This window comes from Streptomyces sp. NPDC050388 (assembly GCF_040655635.1).
Taxonomy (GTDB): Bacteria; Actinomycetota; Actinomycetes; order Streptomycetales; family Streptomycetaceae; genus Streptomyces.
In genome coordinates, this window is the sequence record NZ_JBFAKH010000029.1 from 12902 (window position 1) to 37212 (window position 24311).

A 24311-nucleotide genomic window follows, 5' to 3' on the forward strand; every position below is an offset into this window, starting at 1 on the left:
CGCGAAAGGCCGGGACATGGCAGAGCCGAGGATCTTCACGTCCGTCGACGACCTGAAGGCGGCGGTGGGCGAGCATCTGGGGTACACGGACTGGCTGGAGGTCGACCAGAAACGGATCGACCTGTTCGCCGAGGCCACCGGTGACCACCAGTGGATCCATGTCGATCCGGAGAAGGCGGCGGCCGGGCCGTTCGGCACGACCATCGCGCACGGCTATCTGACGTTGTCGCTGCTGCCGCTGTTCGGCCCGCAGCTGCTCTCCGTCGAGGGCGTGAAGATGGGCGTCAACTACGGCACGAACAAGGTGCGCTTCCCCGCGCCCGTCCCCGTCGGGTCGCGGGTGCGTGCCACCGCGAAGGTCACCGCCGTCGACGAGGTGGCGGGCGGCGTCCAGGTGACCACGGCCTTCACCGTGGAGCGCGAGGGCGGCGAGAAGCCGGTGTGCGTGGCCGAGTCGGTGGCCCGCTACTACCTCTGAGCGGTGCCCGTCCGGTCGGCGCCGACCATCCGCAGCACGAGGTCGGCGTAGAGGGCGCCGACCTCCTCGGGGGTGCGGGCGCCGTTGGTGTTGAACCAGCGCGCCACGTCGACGCAGAGGGAGAGCACGGCGCGGGTGGTGCCCCGCACGTCGGGGACGTCGAACTCGCCCGTGCGCACGCCCTCCTCGATGATCCCGCGCACCTCGGCGTCGACCTGTCGGCGCAGGGCGATGATCTCGGCGCGGGCGTCGGGGCCGAGCGAGTCGAGTTCGTACTGCACGACCCGCGCGGTGGTACGCCCGCCGGCGTGCCAGCGGACGAAGGAGCTCACCGCGTCGGCGAGCCGTTCGGTCGGGCCGCCCTCGGCACGGGCCGCGGTACGCAGGATGTCCACGGCCTTCTCGTGGCCGATCCTGCTGATGCGGTGGAGCAGCTCTTCCTTGGTCTTGTAGTGGATGTAGAGCGCGGCCGGGCTCATGCCGGCGCGGCCCGCGATGTCGCGGGTCGTCGTGGCGTGATAGCCGCGTTCCGCGAACGCCTCCACGGCGGCGAGCAGCAGCCGTCGGGCCGCGTCGGGTGTGACCTCGCCCCACGGCTGCGCCTCACCGCCGGCCGTGTCCTCCGCCGCTCTCATCGCTCACCCCATTCGCCGACAGGGGTAACACCATACCGGCAAGGGTGAGCGGGCGCTTAGGGCCGGTCCGGCGGATCATGGCGGAGAGGCGCTCGAGGGGCCCTGGCGCGCCCGGTGTCAGAGCTTCTGCAGCGGGTCGTGTTCGGCGAGGAGCTTCTCCAGGCGCGCCTGGTCGACCCGGTTCACCATCTGCCCCGCCTCCTGGCGGTCCCGGATGACCTTGGCCAGGGTGAAGGCGGAGGTGACGAGGTACAGGACCGCGATGCCCAGGAAGGCGCGGACCCAGGCGTCGGCCTCGAGGTTGAAGATGCCGACCGCGGTGGCGCCCATGGCCACTCCGAAGGACGCCACGGCCTGACCGTAGAAGGCGGCCGTACTCTGCTGCTTGACCGGTGTGTCGCTCATGGGGACAAGAGTCGGCGGATGTGGTCGCGGCCACATCCGCTCGGATACTCAGGCAGGTACTCAGAACGCCGAGACCCCGGTCAGGGCGCGTCCGATGACCAGTTTCTGGATCTGGCTGGTGCCCTCGTAGAGGGTCATGACACGGGCGTCGCGCAGCAGCTTGCCCGCCGGGTACTCGTCGAGGTAGCCGTAACCGCCGTGGACCTGGAGGGCGTTGTTCGCGGCGCGGACGGCCGCCTCCGAGGCGAAGAGCTTGGCCTTGGAGGACTCCACCGCGAACGGCTGTCCGCGGTCGATCAGGTCCGCGACCCGCCAGGTCAGCAGCCGGGCGGCGTCGACGTCCACGGCGATGTCGCTGATCAGCTCCTGGACGAGCTGGTGGTGGGCGATGGTCTTCCCGAACTGCTCGCGCTCGCCCGCGTACCGCACGGCCGCGTCGAGCGCGGCCTGGGCTATGCCGACACAGCCCGCCGCGACCGACATGCGCCCCTTGGCGAGGGCGGACATGGCGACCGAGAAACCCTTGCCCTCGGGACCCAGCATCGCGGACGCGGGCACCCGCACGTCCTCCAGCACCAGCTCGGCGGTGGCCTGACCGCGCAGACCGAGCTTGCCGTGCAGGGTGCGACGCGTCAGGCCGGGGGTGTCGGCGGGAACGAGGAAGGCGGACATCCCCTTGTGGCCGGGGGCATCGGTGGAACGGGCGAACAGCAGGACCACGTCGGCCCAGGTGCCGTTGGTGATGAACATCTTGGTGCCGTTGATGACGTAGTCTCCCCCACCGTCGCGCACCGCGCGGGTGGAGACCTCCCCTGCGTCGGAACCCGTGCCCGGCTCGGTGAGGCCGAAGCAGCCGACGTACGCGCCCGAGGTGAGCCCGGGAAGCCAGGTCCGCTTCTGCTCCTCGTCGCCCCAGGCGGCGACCGTCTTGGCGACCAGCCCCAGGGACACGGAGACGATCCCGCGCACGGAGGAGTCGCCGCGGCCCAGTTCCTCGGTGACCAGGCAGTAGGCGAGGTGGTCGCCGCCGCAGCCCCCGTACCGCTCGTCGATCGTCAGCCCGAGGAACCCGACCTCGCCGAGCTTCTTCACGATGCCGCGGTCGACCTCCTCGGCCCGGTCCCAGGCCGTGGCGTGGGGGACGACCTCCCGCTCGACAAAGTCCCGGGCGAGCCGGCGGACGGCGCTGTGCTCCTCGCTGAGCTCCAGGTTCATGACGGCCACCCCACCTGATTAGCACTGCTAGTTTTCCGACGCAGCCCTACTATGTGCGCCATGGCCCGACCGCGCAAGCCCCTGCTCAGCCCCGACCGGATCGTCGAGACGGCCCGTGAGCTCGTGGACGCGGAGGGCCTCGCGGCCGTCTCCACGCGGCGGCTCGCCGCACAGCTGGGGGTCAGCGGGCCCTCGCTCTACAACCACTTCCGCACCAAGGACGAGATTCTCGAGGCGGTGGCCGACTCGGTGAGCGCGCTGGTCGACCTGTCGATGTTCGAGGACGGCCGGGACTGGCGGACCGCGCTGCACGACTGGGCCGTCTCCTACCGCGCCGCGCTGCGCGACCACCCCAACATCGTGCCGGTCCTGGCGCGCGGCCCCGGCCGCCGCCCGGCCGCCCTGCGGCTCGCCGACGCGGTCTACGGCGCGATGGTCGACGCCGGCTGGCCGCCGGCGCAGGCCACGTCCATCGGTGCGCTGATGCGGTACTTCATCATGGGCTCGGCGCTCGGTTCCTTCGCCGGCGGTTTCGTGGACGACGCCGGCGCCTACGATCCCGCCGACTACCCCCGTCTCGGGCAGGCCCATCTGCTCGCCGAGAAACAGGAGAAGATCGACGAGCGGGCCTTCGAGACCGGGCTGACGGCGCTGCTGGACGGTCTGGCCGAGCAGTACGAGCAGGTGCGGGGCTCTTAGCCACGTGCTGCGGTACGGGTGGTGCGGCGGGGGGCACGGGGCAGTGTCTGCGCGGACGGTTCGGCCGGCGCCGAAGAGTGCGTGCCGCATGCTGGGACGCATGACGTCGAAGGACCCCCGGGCCCCCGGGCTCGCCCGGTTCGCCGGACTGATCGCCGACGAGACACGGGCCGCGTGCCTGCTGGCCCTGCTGGACGGCCGGGCGTGGACGGCGGGCGAGCTGGCGCGGCGCGCGGGCGTCGCCCCGTCCACGCTGAGCGAGCACCTGGGCAAGCTGGTCGCCGGCGGGCTGCTCGCCGAGGAACGGCAGGGCCGGCACCGGTACGTACGGCTCGCCGACGCGCGGGTCGCCCAGTTGCTGGAGGAACTGGCCGGGCAGGTGGCCCCGGACACGGCTGTGCGGCCGCGCACCCTGCGGCAGGCCGGCGTGGGCTCGGCGATGGCCCGTGGACGCACCTGCTACGACCATCTCGCCGGCCGGCTCGGCATCACGGTGACGGACGCGTTCACGGCACGCGGACTGCTCCGCCGGGACACCGGGTTCGCGCTCACCGAAGCGGGCCTGCGCTGGTTCGACGCCCTCGGCATCGGACTCGACCGCCGCGCCCGCCGCCCGCTGGCCCGCGCCTGCCTCGACTGGACGGAACGCCGCCACCACCTGGCCGGAGTCACCGGCGCGGCCCTGTGCCGGCACGCCCTGGACGCAGGGTGGTGTGTCCGCATCGGCTCCGAGCGCGCGGTGAAGGTGACGGAGGCGGGCGAGCGGGCGCTGTCCGAACTGCTGGGGATCGAGGAAGCGGCCCTGCACTGACCGGCGCCCCGCCGCGCCGCCCCCGCACGACGCCCTAGAAGACCACCAGGGCTCGTCCGCCCTTGCCCGCCGACATGGTGTCGAAGGCCGCCGGGATGCCGTCCAGGGTGATCCGTTCCGTCACCAGGGCTCCCAGGTCGAGACGGCCCGCTCGGATGTGTCCGGCGAGGACGGGGAGGTCCCGGGCGGGATCGGAGTTGCCGTAGACGCAGCCGGACAGGGTTCTGCCCCAGTGGAAGATCTCCAGGGCGTTGAAGGTGACCTGCTGGTCCTTGCCTCCGATGCCGACGACCGTGGTGCGGCCGCCGCGGCGGGTGGAGTCCCAGGCGGTGCGGATGGTGGTCGCGCGGCCGACGCACTCGACGGCCGCGTCCACGCCCTGTTTCCCGGTGAGGGCACGGATCTCGCGGGCCGTGGTGTCCGAGGCGACGAGGTAGTCGGTCGCCCCGGCGGAGCGCGCCAGCTCCTCCTTGGCCGGGGAGACGTCGACCGCGACGATCGTCGTCGCGCCGGCGATCCGGGCCGACTGGAGGGCGGCGAGGCCCACTCCCCCGACACCGAACACCGCGACCGACTCGCCCGGCCGGACCCGCGCGCAGTGGTGGACGGCGCCGTAGCCGGTGAGCACGGCGCACCCCAGCAGGGCGGCGTCGGTGAGCGGGACGCCGTCCGGAGCGGGCAGGACGCAGGACGCGGGCACCACCGTCTCCTCGGCGAAGGCGGCGACGTTCAGGCCGGGGTGGAGCGGGGTGCCGTCGTCGGCACGGTGAGCGTGCACCCGGGCGGCACCGCTCAGGGCGTCGGCGCACAGCCACACCTCACCGCGTGCGCAGGCGGGGCAGGCGCCGCAGGAGGGCGCCCAGTTGAGGACGACGCCGTCGCCGGGAGCGACACGGGTGACGCCCTCGCCGACGGAGACGACCGTGCCGGCGCCTTCGTGGCCGAGCACGGCCGGGACCGGGAGGCGCATGGTGCCGTTGGTCAGGGACAGGTCGGAGTGGCAGACACCGGCGGCGGCGAGCCGGACCCGGACCTGGCCGGGACCGGGCTCGGGCAGGTCGATCCCCGTGGTCTCCAACGGGGCGTCGACGGCGGACAGTACGGCGGCGCGGACGGCCATGGTGGATGGACTCCCCTAGAACTGGAGGGACTTGGTCTGGAGGTACTCGGTCAGGCCGTGCACGCCGAGTTCGCGTCCCACGCCCGACTGCTTGTAACCGCCGAACGGCGCGAGGGGGTTGAAGCGGCCACCGTTGATGTCGACCTGACCGGCCTCCATGCGGCGGGCGAACGCCGCCGCCTCGGCCTCGTCGCCGGCCCAGACCGCGCCGGCGAGTCCGTAGACGGTGCCGTTGGCGATGCGCAGGGCGTCCTCCTCGTCCTCGTAGCGCAGGACGGACAGGACGGGCCCGAAGATCTCCTCCTGGGCGATCGTCATGTCCGGGGTGACGTCGGCGAAGACGGTGGGGCTGACGAAGCACCCCTTCTCGCGCGGGGCGTCAAGGCCGCCGGCGACCAGACGCGCGCCCTCGGCGACGCCCTTCTCGATGTAACCGCGCACGCGTTCCTGCTGCTTGGCGTTGACGAGGGGGCCGATGCGGTCGCCGTACTTCGCGGCGGCGGCCGCGGCGAGCTCGACCGCCTCGTCGTACTGGTCGCGGTGGACCAGCATGCGGGTCCAGGCGCTGCACGTCTGGCCGGAGTTGGACATCACGTTGGCGACCCCGACGTTGACCGCCCGGGCCAGATCGGCGCCGGGGAGGATCACGTTGGCGGACTTGCCGCCCAGTTCGAGGGCGACCTTCTTGACCGCGCCCGCGGCGACGGCGCCGATCCGGCGGCCGACGGCGGTGGAGCCGGTGAAGGAGACCAGGTCGACGCCCGGGTATTCGGCGAGGGCCTGCCCGGCCACCGGGCCGAGGCCGGTGACCAGGTTGAACACGCCGGCCGGAACCCCCGCCTCGTGCACCGCCTCCGCGAAGAGCCGGGCGACCAGCGGGGTGTCCTCGGCGGGCTTGACGACGATCGTGCAGCCGGCGGCGAGGGCCGGGGCGGCCTTCGCGACGATCTGGTGGAGGGGGTAGTTCCAGGGCGTGATCGCGCCGACCACACCGACCGGTTCGTGCAGGACGGTCGAGTTGCCCGTCTTCTCCTCGAAGGGGTACGTCGCGGCCAGCTCGGCGTACGAGCCCGCCACCGCGACGGGCACGCCCGCGTGCACGGTCTGCGAGAGCTTCAGGGGTGCGCCGAGCTCGGCCGTCACCGTCCGGGCGATCTCCTCCTGTCGGGCCACCAGCACGTCACGGAGGGCGGCGAGGCGGGCGGCGCGCTCGGCGGGCGGGGTCGCGGCCCAGGCCGGCAGGGCGGCACGGGCGGCCCGTACGGCGGCGTCCACGTCCTCGGCGGTGCCCGCGGGGACGGTGGCGATCACCTGCTCGTCGGCCGGATTCACGACCTCGATCACGTCCGGGCCGGCGGCGGGGCGCCAGGCGCCGTCGATGTACATGCCGTCGTATGCCTTCATCGCGCTTCCTCCGGAACGGGGGGTCGAGGTCCGCAACATAAACTAGCGATGCTAATTTCCTGGCGCCAGAGGGGCCGCGTCACTCGTTCGGTCAGAGCAGCCGGGGCGGGGCAGCCGCGTTCGCCGTGCCGGCGAAGACGGACAGCCAGGCTATGCCGGCTGCCGGAATGGAGCGGACGAACGCGTCCAGCCCGACCGCCGTGGCGCGTCGGCGCGTCCCGCGTCGGCGGGAGGCCCTCCGCCGGGCGCCGGCGGGCCGGTCCGCTCCGTCGGCCGGGACGACGCGCGCAGCGCCACCCCCGCGGAGAGGAACGACAGCGCGCCCGGCATGGCGAACGGGGCCGCCACGCCCGCCACTCCGGCGACCAGGCCGGCCGCGGCGGGCGTGGCGACCTGGCCCAGCCGGTTTCCTGTCAGGCGGAGCGCGAGAGCGGTGGGGCGCGTGCCGGCCGGGGAGGCCTGGACGACCGTCGTCATGGAGAGCGGCCGGCCGCGGTACGCCTTTCGGTCATGGGGTCGGTTCCGAGACCGTGATGTCGGCCGTGCTCTCCACCGGCTTTCCGCGTACGGCCCACACCGAGCCGTCGTCCGCGTGGAGGCGGGCGGTGACCTGGTGCGTGCCGCGCCGGACGGTGTGGGCGGAGAGGTGGTGGCCGGGGGTACGCAACTGTGCGACGAGGCGGTCGTTCACGTAGAGGTGGGCGAGGCCGCGGCCGGGCACCGCCCGTCGGACGGTGCCGTCCGGCGAGAAGCGGAAGTTGCGCACGGTCAGCCGTACGTCCCAGCCGCCGTCGGCGTCGGGCGTCACCTCGACCCCGACCTCGGGCGCGTCCTCCGCCCCCACCTCGCGGTAGGGGCGGCCCCCGTCGTCCTTCTCCTCCAGGAGCCTGCCGACCGGTGAGGGCGACTCGCCGTTCTCCCTCTGTCCCGCAAGCGAGCCGCAGCCCGCGGCTCCGGCCAGCAGTACGACACAGACCGCGAGTGCGGTGACCGGCTTTCCCGTCCACGCCATGCCGGGGAGCGTAGAACACGGGTACGGATTCCCGGATCCCCCTGGAGTCGGATCCCCCTGGGGTCGGATCTCCCTGGAGTCGGGTTCCCCGTCCTCCGTCACGAGGAGGGCGCGGCCCGGGAGCGGGGACGGCCGCGACACGCGGGACGGGACCGTGCGGCCCTCTTGCGCCGGGGAAACCGCAATCCTACGGTGTTGCATAGGAATCGCACGCAAGGGAGCAGCGAAGATGAGCGATGGGGGCACCGCCCGCGCGAGCGCATTCGAGCGTGGGGGAGCACGCAAGGCCGCCGAGGGACTCGACCACCTCTCCGGTTTCGGCAACGAGCACAGCTCCGAGGCGCTGCCGGGCGCCCTGCCCGAGGGACGCAACTCACCTCAGCGCGCGCCGCTCGGGCTGTACGCGGAGCAGCTGAGCGGCACGGCGTTCACCGAGCCGCGGGCCGACAACCGCCGCTCCTGGCTGTACCGGATCCGCCCGTCGGCCGCGCACCCGGCATTCACCCGCACGGGCAACGGCGCGCTCCGCAGCGCGCCCTTCACCCAGACCGTGCCCGACCCCAACCGCCTGCGCTGGAACCCGCTGCCCGCGCCGGCGGAGGGCACCGACTTCCTGGCCGGCCTGTGGACGCTGGGCGGCAACGGCGACACCGCTCAGCGCACCGGAATGGCGGTGCACCTCTACCACGCGACCGCCTCGATGGAGCGGGTGTTCAGCGACGCCGACGGTGAGCTGCTGATCGTCCCGGAACAGGGCGGGCTGCTGCTGCGCACGGAGTTCGGGCTGCTGCACGTGGAGCCGGGACACATCGCGCTGATCCCTCGCGGGGTGCGCTTCCGTGTGGAGCTTCTGGACGCCTCGGCCCGCGGTTATGTGTGCGAGAACTACGGGGCGTCGTTCCGGCTCCCCGACCTCGGCCCGATCGGCGCCAACGGACTGGCCAACGCCCGGGACTTCCGGGCCCCGGTCGCCGCGTACGAGGACGTCGAGGGGCCGGTGGAGGTGGTGAACAAGTTCTGCGGCAACCTGTGGTCGGCCACCTATGACCACTCCCCGCTGGATGTCGTCGCCTGGCACGGAAACCACGTGCCGTACGCCTACGACCTGCGCCGTTTCAATGTGATGGGCACCATCTCGTACGACCACCCGGATCCGTCGATCTTCACGGTGCTGACCTCGCCGAGCGACACCCCGGGGCTGGCCGGGGTGGATTTCGTGGTCTTCGCCCCGCGCTGGCTGGTGGGTGAGGACACGTTCCGGCCGCCGTACTTCCACCGGAACGTGATGAGCGAGTACATGGGCCTGATCGAGGGCGCGTACGACGCGAAGGCGGAGGGCTTCGTCCCCGGTGGTGGCTCGCTGCACAACATGATGTCGGCGCACGGCCCGGACCGGGAGACGTTCGAGAGGGCGAGCGCCGCCGAGCTGCGCCCGCAGAAGATCGACGACGGCCTGGCCTTCATGTTCGAGACCCGCTGGCCGGTGTCCCTGACCCCGCAGGCGGCCCGGGCGGAGCACCTGCAGCAGGGCTACGACGACGTGTGGCAGGGCTTCGAGCGTCACTTCCGCCCGTTGCACTGAACGTTCCCCGACCGGTACGGATACCCCCGTGACCTCCTTCGCCCCGGACTCGATCGTGCTGAACCGCAAGTTGCCGCTCTGGTATCAGGTGTCGCAGTCGCTCCGCGCCTCGATCCTCGGCCGCTCGCCCCAGGACCCACTGCGCCTGCCCACCGAGGAACAGCTGGCCGGGCACTACGGGGTGAGCGTGCTGACCATGCGGCAGGCGCTGAAGGAACTGGAGGACGAGGGGCTGATCACGCGGCACCGCCGGCGCGGCACGTTCATCGAGCCGGATGCCCGGCGGGGCACCCCGGTGCGCCTGCTGGGCTCGGTGGACGCGATCGTGGCCCAGCAGTCCGGCATGACGACCGAACTGCTGGAGCACGGTCCGGCGCCGGTGCCGGCCGAACTCGCCGAGTACTTCCCTGACTTGTCCGAGGCATCGGCGTACCACAGGCTGCGCAGCGACGAGAGGACGGGAGAACCGACCAACCACGCCCGCAACTACGTCCGGCCCGAACTGGCCGCCCGTATCGACCTGGACGACCTGGTGCGCTGGCCGATGACCAAGGTGCTGCGGGATGCCGTCGGGGCGGACATCAGCCGCATCACGGACATCGTGGAGGCGCGGCTCGCGGACCCGGAGACGGCCCGGCTGCTCCGGGTCCCGTTGCTCAGCCCGATCCTGCACTACACCGGGATCACGTACGACACCGACGGCCGGCCCCTGGACGTGGCCGTCATCAACTACCGGGGCGACCGCTTCTCCTTCACGGTGACGCTGGACGCCACCTGATCCGGTCGGCCCTTCAGGCCGTACGATGCCCAGCGTGACGCACGACGACGCTCCGCTGCTGGCGGACCTCATGCCGTGGTCCGTCGCACCGCCGCGACTCGGCCGGGGGTGGCCGGCGGCCCCCGACCCGGCGGCCCTGAAGGCCCGTTGGGACGCCCTGCTGAAGGCCGTGGGGCCCGACCGGGAAGCCCTGTTCCAGCCGACGCGTTCGCGGACGGTGCACACGGCGGTCGGGCAACTGCCGGGCCGGGCGGGCGGCACGGAGAAACTGGCGCGCGCCTCGGGCCCGTGCCCCGAGCCGGTCCGCGTGCTGCGCTCCCCCTTCGACGAGCAGTGGCTGATCCCCGACCAGCGGCTGATCGACGCGGCCCGCCCCGAACTGTGGCGGGTGACCGACGAGCGGCAGATCTTCGTCGTCGAGACCACCGCGGGGCGGGGCGAACGCACGCGGGGCGACCGCCCGCCGGGTGGACGCGCCGGGAGCGGCGGGGCCCGCGCGGACGACCCCGCCGGTCCGCTGCTGCTTGCCACGTCCCTGCTGCCGGTGCTGCGCCCCGGCCGTGTCCGCCCGCTGTACCGCCGGCCCGGAGGCACGGAACCGAACCTGGCCCCGGCCCTGTCCGAGCACCTCGCGGCGCGGCTCGGCCGGGAGGTCCCGGCCGTCGACGTGCTCGCCTGGACGATGGCCGTGGTGCGCGACGGGCCGGGCGGGCTCACGGTGCCGCTCACCGGGGACGCCGACGTGTGGGCCACGGGCGTGGAGGCGGGTCACCGACTGCTGTGGCTGATGCGGCGCGACGGGGAGCGCCCCCGGCTCCCGGGCGGACGCCGCCCCTACGTCCGGGCCCCGCTCCCTTCCCGGCCGCTGACCGTGCGCTACGACCCCGCTGAGGAGGCCCTGTTCCTCGACGAGGGCCGCATCTCACCGGTGCCGCCGACGGCCTGGGAGTTCGAGGTGGCCGGGGTCCGGGTGCTGGAGCGGTGGTGCGCGGTCCGCACGGGCGGGGCCGAGCCGGGCACCCTGGACGCGATCCGTCCGGCCGGCTGGCCGCAGACCTGGACCTCGGAGCTCCTGGAGCTGATCACGGTCCTCGCCCTCATGGCCGAACTGCGCCCGTTTCAGGTCGCGTCGGGGGGCCGCTTGGCGGTCGACCCGATCACGTCGACGGAACTGCACCGGGTCGGCGTGCTCCCGGCGCCGAGCTCCGCGCGCCGGCCCGCCTCGGTACTGGACGCCCACGAGGAGGGGCCGGAGGGCCAACTCGCCCTGCTCTGACGCGCCGGACGGCGGCGCGACGGCCCGGACGGCGGCTGAGGCGGACGCGACGGGCACGACGAGTACGGCAGGTGACGATCCGACGGGACCGTGGGCCGGGGAAGGGGTGTGGAAGGGGCGACGTGCCGGTGCTCGGGTGTGCGTCGTGCGCCGTGGGGTGACAGGGGGCGCGCGCGGTGCCGCGCCAGGACGGTGGGTCCGTCCGGGCGCGGGTCTAACGGCTGCCGAGCAGGGAGCGACGCAGCCGACGCAGCGGGGCGAAGAGCGAGACACGGCTCGTCCGTGCCCGCACGCCTCTGGCTCCGTGGTCGCGTGCGGTCAGCTCACGCATCAGCGACGTCGCCTCGACCGTCTCCCGCTGCGGGACGGCGGGTCCCGCCAGCACCGAGAGGTGGCGGTCCAGGCGCGCACTGGTCGCGCTGCTTCCACAGGTGATCGCAGGGACCCTGGCCCTGCTGTGCACCGTTATCCGTTCCATGTCACTCCCCACCCGTACGAGTCCACCCCGGGCAGGGTAACCCTATCGCCCCGTACGGGCACTCGTGCATCGCGGTCGCAGGATTCACCTTCCCCGTAAGGAGGTTGACGAACACTCGACGATTACTCTCCGAATCCGACCGTTTTCAGGGTGAGTTGGACGACAGGCTGGCTGGTGGGCTGCGGTGACCCCCCGCCGGGCTCGACGGTCACGGCGAGTGACGTCGCGGATGCGTCGAGGTCGGAGGCGACCAGGGGCGTGTCGGCCTCGAAGAGCCCCAGGGAGCGCGGTTCGGCCCCCGGGCGCATCAGCCACAGTTGGCGCACACGTCCGTTCGGCGGGTTGCCGTATCCGCCCAGGGTGACGACCGCGCTCCCCGCCGACGCGGAAGCGATCACTCCGATCGTGCCGCCCCCTGCACCCCGGCCGCTGCTCGCGCGGGCGTCCGGGGCCGCGAGAACGTGTGCGATCTCACGTGCACGGTCCCGTTCGGCGTTCAGTTCGTCCTGGGTCCGGTCCGCCTGGACGGCGAACAGCGAGGCGACGACGAGGGCCGCGGCGGCGGTGGCCGTCGCGAAGGGGACGAACAGCGGCATCCCGCGCCGCTCACGGGCCGGCGGCGGGGACTCGGCACCCCATACGTGGAGCGGCAGTCGCGGGGCATGCGCGCGTGTCTGTTCCCGGGACCCGGGCACGGCTTCGGGTGCGGGATCCTGCGGGGTGGTCCGTACGGCGGCCAGTACCCGGTCGCGCAGGGCGGGCGGCGCCGGGACGGCGGCGGACCGGGCGAGGCGGACGGCGTCCTCGGCCAGGACGCGCGCCTCGGCGGCGCAGCGGCGGCAGCTGCTCAGGTGCTTCTCGAAGCGGACGCGTTCGGCGGGTTCCAGCGCGTCGAGCGCGTAGGGGGCGGCCAGGGAGTGGAGGTCTTCTCGGCGCAACAACCGGTCCAGGACGCTCATGCGGCACTTCCCAGGCAGTCACGCAGTCGGGTGAGGCCGTCACGCATCCGTGTCTTGACCGTGCCCAGCGGCAGGGAGAGCCGCTCGGCCACCTCACGGTAGGTGTAGCCGTCGTAGTAGGCGAGGGTGACCGACTGCCGCTGCAGGGCGGTGAGGCGGTCCAGGCAGCGGCGCACCCACTCGCGTTCCAGGCCGGCCTCGACCTCCTCGGTGACCTGGTCGAACGCGGGCCCGCTGCCGTGCCGGGCGGCCTCACGCCGCTCGCGCTCGTCGGCCGCGCGGGCACTGCGCACCCGGTCGACGGCCCGGCGGTGGGCGAGTGTGAGGACCCAGGACAGTGCGCTGCCCCGCCCGGGGTCGAACCGGGCGGCGGAGCGCCAGAGTTCGAGCAGCACCTCCTGCGCGACCTCCTCCGACTGGGCGGGATCGCGCACCACCCGCCGTACGAGCCCGTACACCGGTCCGGACACCAGCCCGTACAGCGTCTCGAATGCCTTCTGGTCGCCGCCTGCCACCCGCACCAGAAGCTCGTCCGCCTCCAACGCGCCTCTCCTCTCCCGGCCCCGCGGGGCCACCTGGTCACCGAGGCGTTCGCCGTGATCACGCCTCCGGAGGGGATTACGGATCAGCGGACCGAAAACGCGGGTCGAACAGCGGGAAATAATACGGGCGTTCCTCCCCGTCCCGACTTTCGACCAATCCGGCCAGGACTCCGCTCCGAATCCCGGTACGTCAGACAAGTTGGCACTGAGGACGGACGGCATGACACCTAACTCCAGGACCGGCGCGGGACGCAGGAGCCTCGCGACCCTGATCTGCGGCGCGCTGGCCGCCGGCGGCCTCGCCGCCGTCGGCACGACCGCGCTGGAACCGGGGGCGGCCTCCGCCTCCAGCCACCGGGAGGCCCCCCTGATCTCGGGCACCCCGCAGTACGACAACACCGATCTGTACGCGTTCGTCAGCCCCGACAAACCGGACATGACGACGATCATCGCGAACTGGATCCCGTTCGAGGAGCCGGCCGGCGGACCGAACTTCTTCACGTTCGCCGAGGACGCGCAGTACGACATCCACGTCGACAACAACGGCGACGCGCAGGGCGAACTGCTGTTCCGCTACACCTTCCGGACGCATACGAAGAACGAGAAGACGTTCCTCTACAACACGGGCCCGGTCACCAGCCTGGACGACCCGGACCTCAACATCACCCAGACCTACGACATCGAGCTGTTGAAGCTGAAGGACCAGCACCTGGTGTCCCGTACGAAGATCGCGGACGACGTCCCGGTGGCGCCGTCGAACGTCGGCAAGGCGTCCATGCCGGACTACGGCACGCTCCGCGAGCAGGCCGTGCACGAACTGGCGGGCGGCGCGACGACGTTCGCCGGCCAGGCCGACGACCCGTTCTTCCTGGATCTGCGCGTCTTCGACCTGCTGTACGGCGGGAACCTCTCCGAGGTCGGCAACGACACGCTCAAGGGCTACAACGTCAACTCCCTGGCCCTCCAGGTCCCTACGCACATGATCACCGAGTCGGCGGACCAGCCGGTCGTCGGCATCTGGTCCACCACTCAGCGCAAGAACGCCAAGGGGGAGTTCACCCAGGTGTCGCGGCTGGGGAGTCCGCTGGTGAACGAGGTCGTCAACCCCCTGAAGGACAAGGACACCTTCAACGCGTCCGCGCCGTGGGACGACGCCCGGTTCCTGAAGAACGTCACGCACCCGGAACTGCCGAAACTCATCGAGGCGATCTACAGGATCGAGGCGCCCGCCGAGCCGCGCAACGACCTCGTCGACGTCTTCCTCAAGGGCGTCGAGGGGCTCAACCAGCCGCCGCACGTGACGCCGTCGGAGATGCTGCGCCTCAACACGTCGATCGAGCCGACGGCCGAACCGAAGCGGCTCGGTGTGCTGGACGGGGACAACGCGGGCTTCCCCAACGGGCGGCGGCTGACCGACGACGTGGTCGACGCGGCGCTCCAGGTGGTCGAGGGCGAGCTGGTCGGCGCGGAGAACGACCTGGGTGACGCGGTCGACGCCAACGACAAGGAGTTCGGCGCCTCGTTCCCGTATCTGGCCGAACCGACGGAGGGGTCGCGCGGTCCGCTCGCCGAGGGCGTGGACAGCGGCAACGACGTACGCAACCAGCTCGGTGACGCGCTGCGGCCGGCCGGCGCCGAGGGCTTCGACGACACCACCCTGATCGCCGCGTCCGCCGGTGCGGGAGCCGGCGGGATCCTGCTGATCGGCGGGGGCCTGCTGTGGTGGCGCAGGATGCGCGGCCGGGCGTACTGACCGGCTCCGCGACCGCGGACGACTGAGGACGACCACCAGCAGACCGAGGAGAGGCATGCCTCCGCGTACGAACGACCACGCCCCGGAGGGCAGCCGGGGGACCGGGCCCGCCGAGCCCGCCGCACCACCGAGGACGGCGCGCGCACAGCCGGGCGCCGAGCCCGATCCCGGCACCTTCTCCTCCGGCGCCCGTACGGCCGCCCTGCGCCGGTTCTCCGGCGCCGCGCGGCGCTCGCGCGGGCTGCGCCTCATGGTGTGCGCCGCACTGCTGGCCGTCGCGACGACCGCCGGGGCGGTCGCGGCCGGGGGCGCCCGGGACGGGGCCCGGGCCGATGCCGCTCCCGCGGCCGGGACGCTCGCGGCCGGTGTGCTCGCCCGGGGCGACCTCGACGCGGGGATCCGCTCCCTGCAGGCCCATCTCCGTGCCCAGCCGAGGGACTTCGGCGGGTGGGCCGTCCTGGGGCTCGCCTACGTCGAGCAGGCGCGGACCAAGGGGGACCCCTCGCGCTACCCGCAGGCCGAGCGGGCGTTCGTCCGCTCCCTCGCGCTCGAGCCCGGCAACGAGCAGGCCCTGGCCGGCCGTGCCGCCCTCGCCGCGGCCCGGCACGACTTCTCCGGCGCCCTGGAGTACGCCGACCGGGCCCTGCGGCAGAACCCCTACAGCGAGCGCGCTCTGTCCTCCCGGATCGACGCCCTCGTCGAGCTCGGCCGGTACGACGAGGCCGCCGAGGCCGCCGACACGGCGGACAGCAGGCGTCCGGGGGTGCCCGTCTTCACTCGGTACGCGTACGTCCAGGAACTGCGCGGCGACGTGAGGACCGCCCGCAAGGTACTGGAACGGGCCCTGGCCGGCGCGTCCACGGCCCCGGATGTGGCATACGTGGCGACCGCGCTCGGTCGACTCGCCTGGAACCAGGGGGACCACGAAGTCGCCCTGCGTCACTACGCACGGGCGCTCGGCGTCGACGAGGAGTACCTCCCCGCTCTGGAGGGCCGGGCCCGTGCCCAGGCCGCGAGCGGTGACCGCGCGGGCGGGATCGAGACCCTGGAACAGGTCGTCGCCCGCTCCCCGCTGCCCGGCCCGCTGGTCGCCCTCGGCGAGCTGTACGAGACCCGGGGCGCCGACGGCGACCGCGCGAAGGCCCAGGACCAGTACGTCCTAGTCGACGCGCAGACCGCCCTCGCCCGCGCCGGCGGGGTCAACGCCGACCTCGACACGGCGCTCGCCGCCGCCGACCACGGCGACACCCGAACCGCCCTGCACGCGGCCCGCGCCGAATGGGACCGTCGGCACAGCGTCCACACCGCGGACGCCCTCGCCTGGGCCCTGCACCGGAACGGACGCTCCGAGGAGGCGCTCCCCTACGCCCGCCGGGCCACCGCCACGGGCTACCGCGACGCCGCCTTCCTCTACCACCGCGGCATGATCGAACACGCCACCGGCCACGGCGGCGACGCCCGCCGGTCCCTCACGGCGGCGCTGGAGCTGAACCCCGGTTTCTCCCCTCTCGGTGCCCGCGCGGCCCGTGCCGTCCTGAGGGACCTGGAGGCGACGCGGTGAGCCCCCGTCGTACGCCGGCCACCGGCCTCGCCGTCCTCACCGCCGCCTGCGCGTTCGCCCTGGTGCCGACGACGACGGCGCGCGCGCACCCGCTTGGCAACTTCACCGTCAACCGTTACGACGGGCTGGTGGCCGCGCCCGGCGAGCTCCGCATCCATCATGTCGAGGACCTCGCCGAGATCCCGGCCACCCAGGCACAGCCGGACGTCAGCGCGCTGGGCACGGACGAGTGGGCCCGGCGGCGCTGCGCCACCGCCGCCCGCGACAGCGAGGTCCGCGTCGACGGACGGACGGTCCCCGTCACCGCGAGAAGCAGCCGTGCGCGCGTGCGTCCCGGTCAGGCCGGGCTCGACACGCTGCGCGTGGAGTGCCGGCTGACGGCTCCGCTGCCCGAGGGCGACGCGGTGGACGTCTCCTTCCGCGGGGCCGGGGCGTCCTCGGGTCCCGGCTGGCGGGAGATCACTGCACGCGGTGACCGGATGACGCTGGCCGCGTCGGACGTGCCGAGGATGTCGCAGTCACGCGAACTGACCCGTTACCCGGAGGAGTTGCTGTCCTCACCGGCCGACACCACGACTGCGGCCCTGCGGGTGCGTGCGGGCGGTCCCGCGCTGGCGGGGACGGAGCCCGACGCGCCGTCCGCCTCCGTGCTGCCCCGCGCCGCCGACCGGTGGACCCGCGCCCTGGACGACCTCGTCGCGCGGCACGACCTCACGGTGGGCTTCGCGGTGCTCGCGCTGCTGATCGCGCTCGTCCTCGGCGCGGCACACGCGCTCGCGCCGGGTCACGGCAAGACGCTCATGGCCGCGACGGCGGCAGCCCGGGGCGGCAGGGCCCGGCTGCGGGACGTCCTCCCGATGGCCGCCTCGGTGACGGTCACCCACACCCTCGGTGTGGTCGCCCTCGGCCTGCTGGTCACGGCCGGTTCGGCCGCCGCGCCCTCGGTGATCGCCTGGCTCGGCATCGCGAGCGGGGCACTCGTCACCCTGGCGGGCGCGAACCTCCTCCGCCGCGCGCTGCGCAACCGGCACCACACGCATCACCACGACCACGAACACGGCGACGGCAGCCATGATCACGTCCACGGCCCGCACGACCGTCCCGGTCACCCACACCCCCGTGTCGTCCAGCACACTCACGGCGGTCGCCCCCACACCCACCCCGTCGCCCCCACCCTCCGCGACACGATCCTGCTCGGCTTCGCCGGCGGGCTGGTGCCCAGTCCGTCCGCCGTCGTGGTGCTGGTGGGCGCCGCGGCCCTCGGTCAGGCCTGGTTCGGGCTGCTGCTCGTCGTCGCGTACGGCATCGGGCTGGCCCTCACCCTCACCGCCGCCGGGTACGCCGTCGTCAAGGCGGGCAGTGGAGTGACCCGGCTCCTCGCCCGGCGCCCGCGCTGGACCACGCGCCCGACGGTCGCGCTCGTGCGCCGGAGCGCGCCCCTGGGGTCGGCGTTCGTCGTCGTGGTCCTGGGCGCCGGATTGCTGTTCAGGGGGGCGGCATCCGCACTCGGCTGAGCTATTTTCATGAGGAAACGGAGAATTCGCCCGGATGCGATGGGGGGCGCCATGTCCGAGGAACCGAGCGGTGAGCGGGTGGTCGCGGGCCGGTACCGACTGCTGTCGCCGCTGGGTGAGGGCGGTATGGGGACCGTGTGGCGGGCCCGCGACGAGGTGCTGCACCGCGAGGTCGCCGTCAAGGAGGTGCGTGCCCCGGCCGGACTGCCGGCGGCCGACGTGGAGCGGATGTACGCCCGGCTCGAGCGGGAGGCGTGGGCGGCCGCCCGGATCACCGACCGCAATGTGGTGACGGTGTACGACGTGGCGACCGAGGCCGGTCGCCCGTGGATCGTCATGGAACTGGTCCGCGGCCTGTCCCTGGCCGACGTACTGGAGGCCGAGGGTCCACTGGATCCGCGACGCGCCGCGCACGTCGGCGCGGAGGTGCTCGCCGCGCTGCGCGCCGCGCACGGTGCCGGGGTGCTGCACCGGGACGTGAAGCCCGCCAACGTGCTGATCGCGAACGACGGGCGGATCGTGCTCACCGACTTCGGGATCGCCGTGGTCGAGGGCAGTTCCGCGCTGACCATGACCGGGGAGGTCGTCGGATCGCCCGAGTTCCTCGCCCCGGAGCGGGCGCTGGGCCGCACCCCCGGCCCCGAGTCGGACCTGTGGTCGCTCGGTGTACTGCTGTACGCGTCGGTGGAGGGCTGCTCGCCGTTCCGTCAGGACACCCCGCTGAGCACCCTGCGTGCGATCGTCGACGAGGAACTGCCGCCGCCGCGCCGGGCCGGACCGCTGACCCCGGTCGTCGAGGGGCTGCTGCGCAAGGACCCGGTCGAGCGGCTGTCGGCGGCGCGGGCCCAGCAGGACCTGCGGCTCGTCGCCGCCGGGGGCACCCCCACCCAGGGAGGCGTGCCCCTCGCCGGCACGGCAGGGTCGGCGCCGTACAGCCCCACCGTCACCACGCATCCCCACCCGCACGGGACCGCTGCCTCTCCCCCGCCCCCGACACCGGTCCCGGCTCCGGCAGCCGGGGCCGGCGAAACCACCCGTCCCGAGGGCGGTCGCCGCGCCGCCGCCGTCCTGGTCGCGGGCGTGGCCGTACTGGTCCTGGCGCTGGCCGGGCTGACGTACGCGCTGCTGAACCGCGGGGACGGCAGGGACGCTTCCGGCACCGACCCCCGGGGAGGCGGCGCGAGTTCGTCCGCGCGGACCGGCGACGACAAGAACCCTGAAAAAGGCGACAAGGGCGGCGGGGAGACGGCCGGGCAAACCGACGGGCCGGCCCCGCCCGCCTCCGCGAGCGGCGACGACGGCTACGACGACGGTGAGGAGACCACCCCGCCGCGGCAGTCGGTGCGGGTGACGGTGGAGGGTGCGCACACGGAGTACTCCGGGGTCTGTCCGCCGCCGAGGGAGCGGGCGCCGGCGTTCACGGCGACGTTCACGGTGGGTCGGCTGCCCGCGGAGGTGTCCTACCGCTGGGTGTCCGAGGACGGTTCGGTGGCCGACCGGGGGTGGCGGACGCTGTCGTTCCCACGGAACGGCGGGCACACGAAGCGGGACACGGTGACCGTGACGACGTACTCGGCGACCGGGACGTTCGAGAACTGGATCGCTGTGGAGGTGCGGGAGCCGGTGCGCACGACGTCCGACTCGGTGCCGTTCTCGGTGACGTGCGAGACGGAGACCCCGTCGGACGGGGCCTCCCCCTCTCGTTCCGGTTCGGTGACCGCCCCCTGAGCGGGCGGCCACCGGGGTCTTGCGTCCGGCTCAGGCCGCGCTGTTGAGCACCGGGAGGTAGCCGCCGGACTGGCCGGCCGCCTTCGGGTGGTAGGACTCACCGATGTTGAGCCAGTTCACGCTGTGCAGCCAGGAGTTGGCGGAGCAGATCTCATGGCCGGTGAAGGGGGCGCGTACGTCGCCGAAGGTGAAGGCGTGTGCGCGGGCGCGCTGGGCGATGGTGGTGGCGAGGAGGTCGGCCGCGTCGTTGATCGCCTTCCGTTTGGCCTCGGAGAGGCCGATGCAGGACGTGCCGAGCTGGTAGAAGCGGGGGTAACCGAGGACGACGACATGGGCGTTCGGGGCCCGGGTGCGGATGGCCGAGTAGACGCTGTCGAGTCGGCCGGGCAGCGTCGACTCGACGTACGCCCGCGCGGTGGCGATCCGCGAGAGGCAGGTGCTTTCGGACTGGAGCACACAGGTCGTCATGACATCGGCGAAACCGGCGTCGTTGCCGCCCACGCTGATCGAGACGAGTCCGGTGGTGGCGCTGAGCGGGCCGAGCTGCCCGGAGACGACGTCGTTCGTCCGTGCGCCCGAGCAGGCGGTGAAGTCGAAGGACGAGGGTGAGTTGGCTGCGGCCCAGAGGTAGGGATGGGCCTTCGTGCTGCGCTTGCAGTCGCCGCTGGAGCCGATGTAGCTGCCGGCTCCGACGCCGGAGGAGTAGGAGTCGCCGAGCGCCACATAGCCGCCGGCGGCGGCCTGTTGGGAAGCCTGCGCCGTGGCGGCCCCGGTGAGGGCGGTTGCGACGGCGAGGAGGAGTGAGCCGAGAAGGACGGAAAGCCGGGAACGTCTCATGGAACCTCCCTTTAGCAGGATCTCTGCCACAACTTTCATAGCAACTACGCGCGTTGACTGGAAGTGTTCATGCCAAAACTGTGACTTCCCTCAGGGCTCACGCGACTTGCCCACCTCGGACCGCATCCGGGCAGGCATGTTCAATCCCGGACGAATTCAGGCCTTAGGACCGTTCGGACCTTGACGCCCACAACGGGCTGCGCCACATTGAAGCCCGGCATCCGGCGCTTCGGGGGGCAAAGTCGGCCATGCAGACCATGCGGATCATGCGGACCATCGGCGTCAACGCGTCTTCACCGAGGCCTTCTTCGGGACCCGCCGGCCCAGGATCTCCCGGCCGGTCGACCGGAAGGCTTTCTTCGTGCGGGCCGGGACCGTCCGGCCAGACGCGCACGTAACAGCCAAATCAACAAAAACGTGAGATCTGTTTCCAGGTCTTGCCATACTGGTTCAATCATCAATACCGTCGCACACTGCAATACATCTCACTCGCACCGGTTCGTCAGTACGCGGCTCCAGGGGAGGGCTCAGGACCGCGACGGACCGAGGCGGGGCGCGGTAGGGGGGTGCCGTGCTCGGTGACCGCAACGGTGACCGAGCCGTGCCGCGCGGTCGGCCGTCGCATGCTGCGGCCGGCCAGTTTTGCCAGCTCACCCGGCGTACGCGGAACTCCGTTCCGTCGTACCGCGGGTGAGAACCCCCCTTTCGAACCGGACGAATAGCCGGGCCGCCCGGGGGCGGGCGGCCCACCGGACGAGAGGGACCAGACTCATGAGTTCCGTTCTGCAGCCGGCGACCGCGGACGAGAATCCGCCGGCCACCGGAAAGTACCGGCCCGTCTCCTCGCACCTGGCCATCGCACCGCCGGTGAGCGTGGTGATCCCGGCCATGAACGAGGCGGAGAACCTGCCGTACGTCTTCAAGACGCTCCCCGACTGGATCCACGAAGTGGTCCTGGTCGACGGCAACTCCACCGACAACACCGTCGAAGTGGCCCGCGAGTTGCGGCCGGACGTCAAGGTCGTCGAACAGCGCGGCAAGGGCAAGGGGGACGCCCTGAACGCCGGGTTCCAGGCCTGCACCGGCGACATCATCGTGATGGTCGACGCGGACGGCTCGGCCGACGGCAACGAGATCGTGTCGTACGTCTCCGCCCTGGTCTCGGGCGCCGACTTCGCCAAGGGGTCCCGCTTCGCCAACGGCGGCGGCACCGACGACATGACCTTCATCCGCAAGCTCGGCAACCGGGTCCTGTGCGGTGTCGTCAACCGCAAGTTCGGCGCCCGCTACACCGACCTCTGCTACGGCTACAACGCGTTCTGGCGGCACTGCCTGGACAAGATCGACCTCGACTGCACCGGCTTCGAGGTCGAGACCCTGATGAACATCCGGGTCGTCAAGGCCGGGCTGAGAGTGCAGGAGATACCCAGCCACGAGTACCTGCGCATCCACGGCACGAGCAATCTTCGGGCCGTGCGGGACGGGTTCCGCGTCCTCGGGGTGATCCTCGGGGAACGCTCCAACCGGCGGGCCCTGCGCCGCCGTCCGCATCACTCGCCGCTGCTCGGAACGGTCCGGGGGAAGGTGTCTTGAGCGACCCCGGCATCCCCGGTGCCCCCGGCGGCTGTGGTGACACCGGCATCTCGGTCGTGATCTGCGCCTACACCGAGGACCGCTGGGAGGACGTCCTCGCGGCGGTCGCCTCGGTGCGGGCGCAGTCCCGGCCGGCCCTGGAGACCCTGCTGGTCGTGGACCACAACCAGGTTCTGCTGGACCGTCTGGTCAAGGAGTACCGGGACACCGACGACGTGCGGGTGCTCGCCAACGCGGGCCCCCGCGGCCTGTCCGCCGGCCGCAACACCGGCATCGCCGCCTCGCGCGGTGAGATCGTCGCCTTCCTCGACGACGACGCCGTGGCCGAACGCGACTGGCTCAGGCACTTCGCCGAGGGCTACGCCGATCCGCGGGTGATGGCGGTCGGCGGGCGCACCGAGCCCGTCTGGGCGTCGGGCCGGCGTCCCGGCTGGTTCCCCGAGGAGTTCGACTGGGTGGTGGGCTGCACGTACCGGGGGCTGCCGCGCGGGCGGGTGCGGGTGCGCAACGTCCTTGGCGGCAACGCCTCCTTCCGGCGCAGCGCCTTCGACGCCGCGGGCGGCTTCGCCACCGGTATCGGACGGGACGGCGACAAGCGCCCGCTGGGCGGGGAGGAGACGGAGTTGTGCATCCGCCTCAGCCGTGCCCGGCCCGACGCGGTCCTGCTGATCGACGACCGCGCGGTGATCCACCACCGGGTGCCCCAGGTCCGCGAGCACTTCCGCTACTTCCGCACCCGCACCTACGCCGAGGGGCTGTCCAAGGCGCTGGTGGCGCGGAGCGTCGGCGCCGGGAAGGGGCTGGAGTCGGAACGCCGGTACACCACGCGTGTCCTGCCGGCCGGGGTGGTACGGGGGTTGCGCGACGCCCTGCTGGCCCGGCCGGGTGGCGCGGGACGCGCGGGCGCGATCGTCGCCGGGGTGCTCACGGCGGCGGGCGGATACGTGGTGGGGAGCGTGCGGGCCCGGCGGGGCGGGGTCACGTTCTGCGTGGTGGACGTCGGCGGCGAGGCCCGCCGTGCCGGGGTGCACCCGGGCGAGGAGCAAGGAGGCGCCCATGGCCGACGTGACTGACGAACGCGTCCCGATCCTCATGTACCACTCGGTGGCCACCGAGCCCAACGACGCCACCCGCGCGCTGTCCGTGACCCCGCAGGCGTTCGCCGAGCAGATGGCGGTGATCGCCGAGCGGGGCCTCACCCCCGTCGACACGGCGGAACTGGCCGCCTGCTGGCGCACGGGACGCCCGCTGCCCGAGCGGCCGGTGCTCGTCACGTTCGACGACGGCTACGAGGGCGTGCACCGGCACGCCCTGCCCGTGCTCGCCCGGCACGGCTTCCCGGCCACCCTGTTCGTCTCCACGGGCTGGCTCCGGGGGCCGCACGACACCGGGGGCGGCCTGGACACCATGCTGGACTGGGAGCAGGTGCGCGAACTGGCCGACGCGGGGGTGGAGATCGGCGGCCACAGCCACAGCCACCCGCAGCTCGACCAGCTCGACGACCGGCGGCTGCGCTCCGAACTGGTCCTCTGCAAGGAGATCGTCTCGGACCGACTGGGCCGCGCGCCCGCCTCGTTCGCCTATCCCTACGGCTACTCCAGCCGCCGGGTGCGGGAGGCGGTGCGGGAGACGGGGTACGCGCAGGCGCTCGCCGTCGGCAACGGTCTCGCCCGCCGGTCCCAGGGACCGTACGCGCTGCGGCGCGTCACCGTGCGCCGGTCGACGGACACCGCCGAGTTCGAACGGCTGGTGGAAGGCCGCGCCCTCAGCCGCGTGTTCGTCCGGGACCGGGCCCTGACCAAGGGGTACGCGGTGGTCCGCCGGGCGCGGCACGCACGGCGGCTGGCGGCGCCCGGTCGGCGGTGACGCCGTCCGGCACGACCGGACCGGCCGCCGCCCCGGGCCACCCGCGTGCCCCCGCGCGCCCACGG

The 24311-nt window shown here is 72.9% G+C and carries 23 protein-coding genes and 1 pseudogene; 13 read left to right on the top strand and 11 right to left on the bottom strand.

What is annotated here, in order from left to right; genetic code table 11:
• Positions 1-16 precede the first annotated feature (16 nt).
• A complete protein-coding gene (locus tag AB0I73_RS18510; protein WP_363038586.1) occupies positions 17-478 on the top strand; it encodes a MaoC family dehydratase in 462 nt (153 codons plus the stop codon).
• On the opposite strand, the gene AB0I73_RS18515 is transcribed toward AB0I73_RS18510, so the two are convergent.
• The 3 genes from AB0I73_RS18515 to AB0I73_RS18525 form a co-directional block, all read right to left on the bottom strand.
• Positions 469-1113: a TetR/AcrR family transcriptional regulator gene (locus AB0I73_RS18515; RefSeq protein WP_363038588.1), complete on the bottom strand. Its 645-nt coding sequence runs from the start codon at positions 1111-1113 to the stop codon at positions 469-471. The two genes, AB0I73_RS18510 and AB0I73_RS18515, sit on opposite strands and share 10 nt — an antisense overlap.
• 117 nt (positions 1114-1230) lie before the next feature.
• Entirely contained in the window at positions 1231-1518 is a 288-nt protein-coding gene (locus tag AB0I73_RS18520; RefSeq protein WP_363038590.1) for a YiaA/YiaB family inner membrane protein, read from the bottom strand.
• Between the two features lie 60 nt (positions 1519-1578).
• Positions 1579-2733: an acyl-CoA dehydrogenase family protein gene (locus AB0I73_RS18525; protein ID WP_363038592.1), complete on the bottom strand. Its 1155-nt coding sequence runs from the start codon at positions 2731-2733 to the stop codon at positions 1579-1581.
• Between the two features lie 60 nt (positions 2734-2793).
• Between AB0I73_RS18525 and AB0I73_RS18530 the strand changes: the two genes are divergently transcribed.
• Positions 2794-3432, top strand: coding sequence for a TetR/AcrR family transcriptional regulator (locus tag AB0I73_RS18530; protein WP_363038594.1), 639 nt, complete (start codon positions 2794-2796; stop codon positions 3430-3432).
• 100 nt (positions 3433-3532) lie between these two features.
• On the top strand, positions 3533-4243 hold the full coding sequence (locus AB0I73_RS18535) for a winged helix-turn-helix domain-containing protein (protein WP_363038596.1): 711 nt from the start codon (positions 3533-3535) through the stop codon (positions 4241-4243).
• A 34-nt stretch (positions 4244-4277) separates the two neighbouring features.
• On the opposite strand, the gene AB0I73_RS18540 is transcribed toward AB0I73_RS18535, so the two are convergent.
• The 4 genes and pseudogenes from AB0I73_RS18540 to AB0I73_RS18555 all read right to left on the bottom strand — a co-directional run bounded on the left by AB0I73_RS18540 (position 4278) and on the right by AB0I73_RS18555 (position 7779).
• Positions 4278-5363, bottom strand: a complete 1086-nt coding sequence (locus AB0I73_RS18540; protein ID WP_363038598.1) for a Zn-dependent alcohol dehydrogenase — start codon at positions 5361-5363, stop codon at positions 4278-4280.
• A 15-nt stretch (positions 5364-5378) separates the two neighbouring features.
• The gene (locus AB0I73_RS18545; protein ID WP_363038600.1) at positions 5379-6767 is read right to left on the bottom strand and encodes an aldehyde dehydrogenase family protein; all 1389 of its coding nucleotides are present in this window, start codon (positions 6765-6767) and stop codon (positions 5379-5381) included.
• 150 nt (positions 6768-6917) lie between these two features.
• Positions 6918-7259 (bottom strand): annotated as a pseudogene (locus AB0I73_RS18550) (MFS transporter); the annotation flags it as partial.
• A gap of 16 nt (positions 7260-7275) precedes the next feature.
• Positions 7276-7779, bottom strand: coding sequence for a hypothetical protein (locus AB0I73_RS18555; RefSeq protein WP_363038602.1), 504 nt, complete (start codon positions 7777-7779; stop codon positions 7276-7278).
• A 229-nt stretch (positions 7780-8008) separates the two neighbouring features.
• Here AB0I73_RS18555 and hmgA point away from each other — a divergent pair, with 229 nt between their 5' ends.
• Genes hmgA through AB0I73_RS18570 form a run of 3 tightly spaced genes read left to right on the top strand, consistent with a single transcriptional unit; the run spans position 8009 to position 11415 of the window.
• Positions 8009-9361, top strand: a complete 1353-nt coding sequence (gene hmgA, locus AB0I73_RS18560) for a homogentisate 1,2-dioxygenase (protein WP_363038604.1) — start codon at positions 8009-8011, stop codon at positions 9359-9361.
• A 28-nt stretch (positions 9362-9389) separates the two neighbouring features.
• The gene (locus AB0I73_RS18565; protein ID WP_363038606.1) at positions 9390-10139 is read left to right on the top strand and encodes a GntR family transcriptional regulator; all 750 of its coding nucleotides are present in this window, start codon (positions 9390-9392) and stop codon (positions 10137-10139) included.
• Between the two features lie 25 nt (positions 10140-10164).
• Complete coding sequence (locus tag AB0I73_RS18570) at positions 10165-11415, top strand: type ISP restriction/modification enzyme (RefSeq protein ID WP_363038608.1); 1251 nt, start codon at positions 10165-10167, stop codon at positions 11413-11415.
• Between the two features lie 214 nt (positions 11416-11629).
• On the opposite strand, the gene AB0I73_RS18575 is transcribed toward AB0I73_RS18570, so the two are convergent.
• From AB0I73_RS18575 to AB0I73_RS18585, 3 genes are all read right to left on the bottom strand, one after another.
• The gene (locus AB0I73_RS18575) at positions 11630-11893 is read right to left on the bottom strand and encodes a hypothetical protein (RefSeq protein ID WP_363038610.1); all 264 of its coding nucleotides are present in this window, start codon (positions 11891-11893) and stop codon (positions 11630-11632) included.
• Between the two features lie 122 nt (positions 11894-12015).
• A complete protein-coding gene (locus AB0I73_RS18580; RefSeq protein WP_363038612.1) occupies positions 12016-12852 on the bottom strand; it encodes an anti-sigma factor in 837 nt (278 codons plus the stop codon).
• Complete coding sequence (locus AB0I73_RS18585) at positions 12849-13616, bottom strand: sigma-70 family RNA polymerase sigma factor (protein WP_363038614.1); 768 nt, start codon at positions 13614-13616, stop codon at positions 12849-12851. The genes AB0I73_RS18580 and AB0I73_RS18585 overlap by 4 nt, the downstream gene beginning before the upstream one ends.
• Between AB0I73_RS18585 and AB0I73_RS18590 the strand changes: the two genes are divergently transcribed.
• From AB0I73_RS18590 to AB0I73_RS18605, 4 genes are read left to right on the top strand one after another with little or no spacing between them, the layout of a single operon-like run.
• On the top strand, positions 13615-15147 hold the full coding sequence (locus AB0I73_RS18590) for a DUF4331 domain-containing protein (RefSeq protein WP_363038616.1): 1533 nt from the start codon (positions 13615-13617) through the stop codon (positions 15145-15147). The genes AB0I73_RS18585 and AB0I73_RS18590 overlap by 2 nt on opposite strands.
• A 55-nt stretch (positions 15148-15202) precedes the next feature.
• Complete coding sequence (locus tag AB0I73_RS18595; protein ID WP_363038618.1) at positions 15203-16708, top strand: tetratricopeptide repeat protein; 1506 nt, start codon at positions 15203-15205, stop codon at positions 16706-16708.
• On the top strand, positions 16705-18222 hold the full coding sequence (locus AB0I73_RS18600; RefSeq protein ID WP_363038619.1) for a nickel transporter: 1518 nt from the start codon (positions 16705-16707) through the stop codon (positions 18220-18222). The genes AB0I73_RS18595 and AB0I73_RS18600 overlap by 4 nt, the downstream gene beginning before the upstream one ends.
• A 51-nt stretch (positions 18223-18273) precedes the next feature.
• Positions 18274-19950, top strand: coding sequence for a serine/threonine-protein kinase (locus AB0I73_RS18605; RefSeq protein ID WP_363038621.1), 1677 nt, complete (start codon positions 18274-18276; stop codon positions 19948-19950).
• Between the two features lie 30 nt (positions 19951-19980).
• Here the strand turns inward: AB0I73_RS18605 and AB0I73_RS18610 are convergent, their stop codons facing one another.
• Positions 19981-20787, bottom strand: a complete 807-nt coding sequence (locus tag AB0I73_RS18610) for an SGNH/GDSL hydrolase family protein (RefSeq protein ID WP_363038623.1) — start codon at positions 20785-20787, stop codon at positions 19981-19983.
• A 771-nt stretch (positions 20788-21558) separates the two neighbouring features.
• On the opposite strand from AB0I73_RS18610, the gene AB0I73_RS18615 reads away from it, so the two are divergent.
• Genes AB0I73_RS18615 through AB0I73_RS18625 form a run of 3 tightly spaced genes read left to right on the top strand, consistent with a single transcriptional unit; the run spans position 21559 to position 24246 of the window.
• A complete protein-coding gene (locus tag AB0I73_RS18615) occupies positions 21559-22380 on the top strand; it encodes a glycosyltransferase family 2 protein (RefSeq protein WP_363038625.1) in 822 nt (273 codons plus the stop codon).
• Entirely contained in the window at positions 22377-23453 is a 1077-nt protein-coding gene (locus AB0I73_RS18620) for a glycosyltransferase family 2 protein (protein ID WP_363038626.1), read from the top strand. The genes AB0I73_RS18615 and AB0I73_RS18620 overlap by 4 nt, the downstream gene beginning before the upstream one ends.
• Positions 23437-24246 carry a polysaccharide deacetylase family protein gene (locus AB0I73_RS18625; protein WP_363038628.1) on the top strand — a complete coding sequence of 270 codons (810 nt, stop codon included), beginning with the start codon at positions 23437-23439 and terminating at the stop codon, positions 24244-24246. The genes AB0I73_RS18620 and AB0I73_RS18625 overlap by 17 nt, the downstream gene beginning before the upstream one ends.
• Positions 24247-24311: the final 65 nt, after the last annotated feature.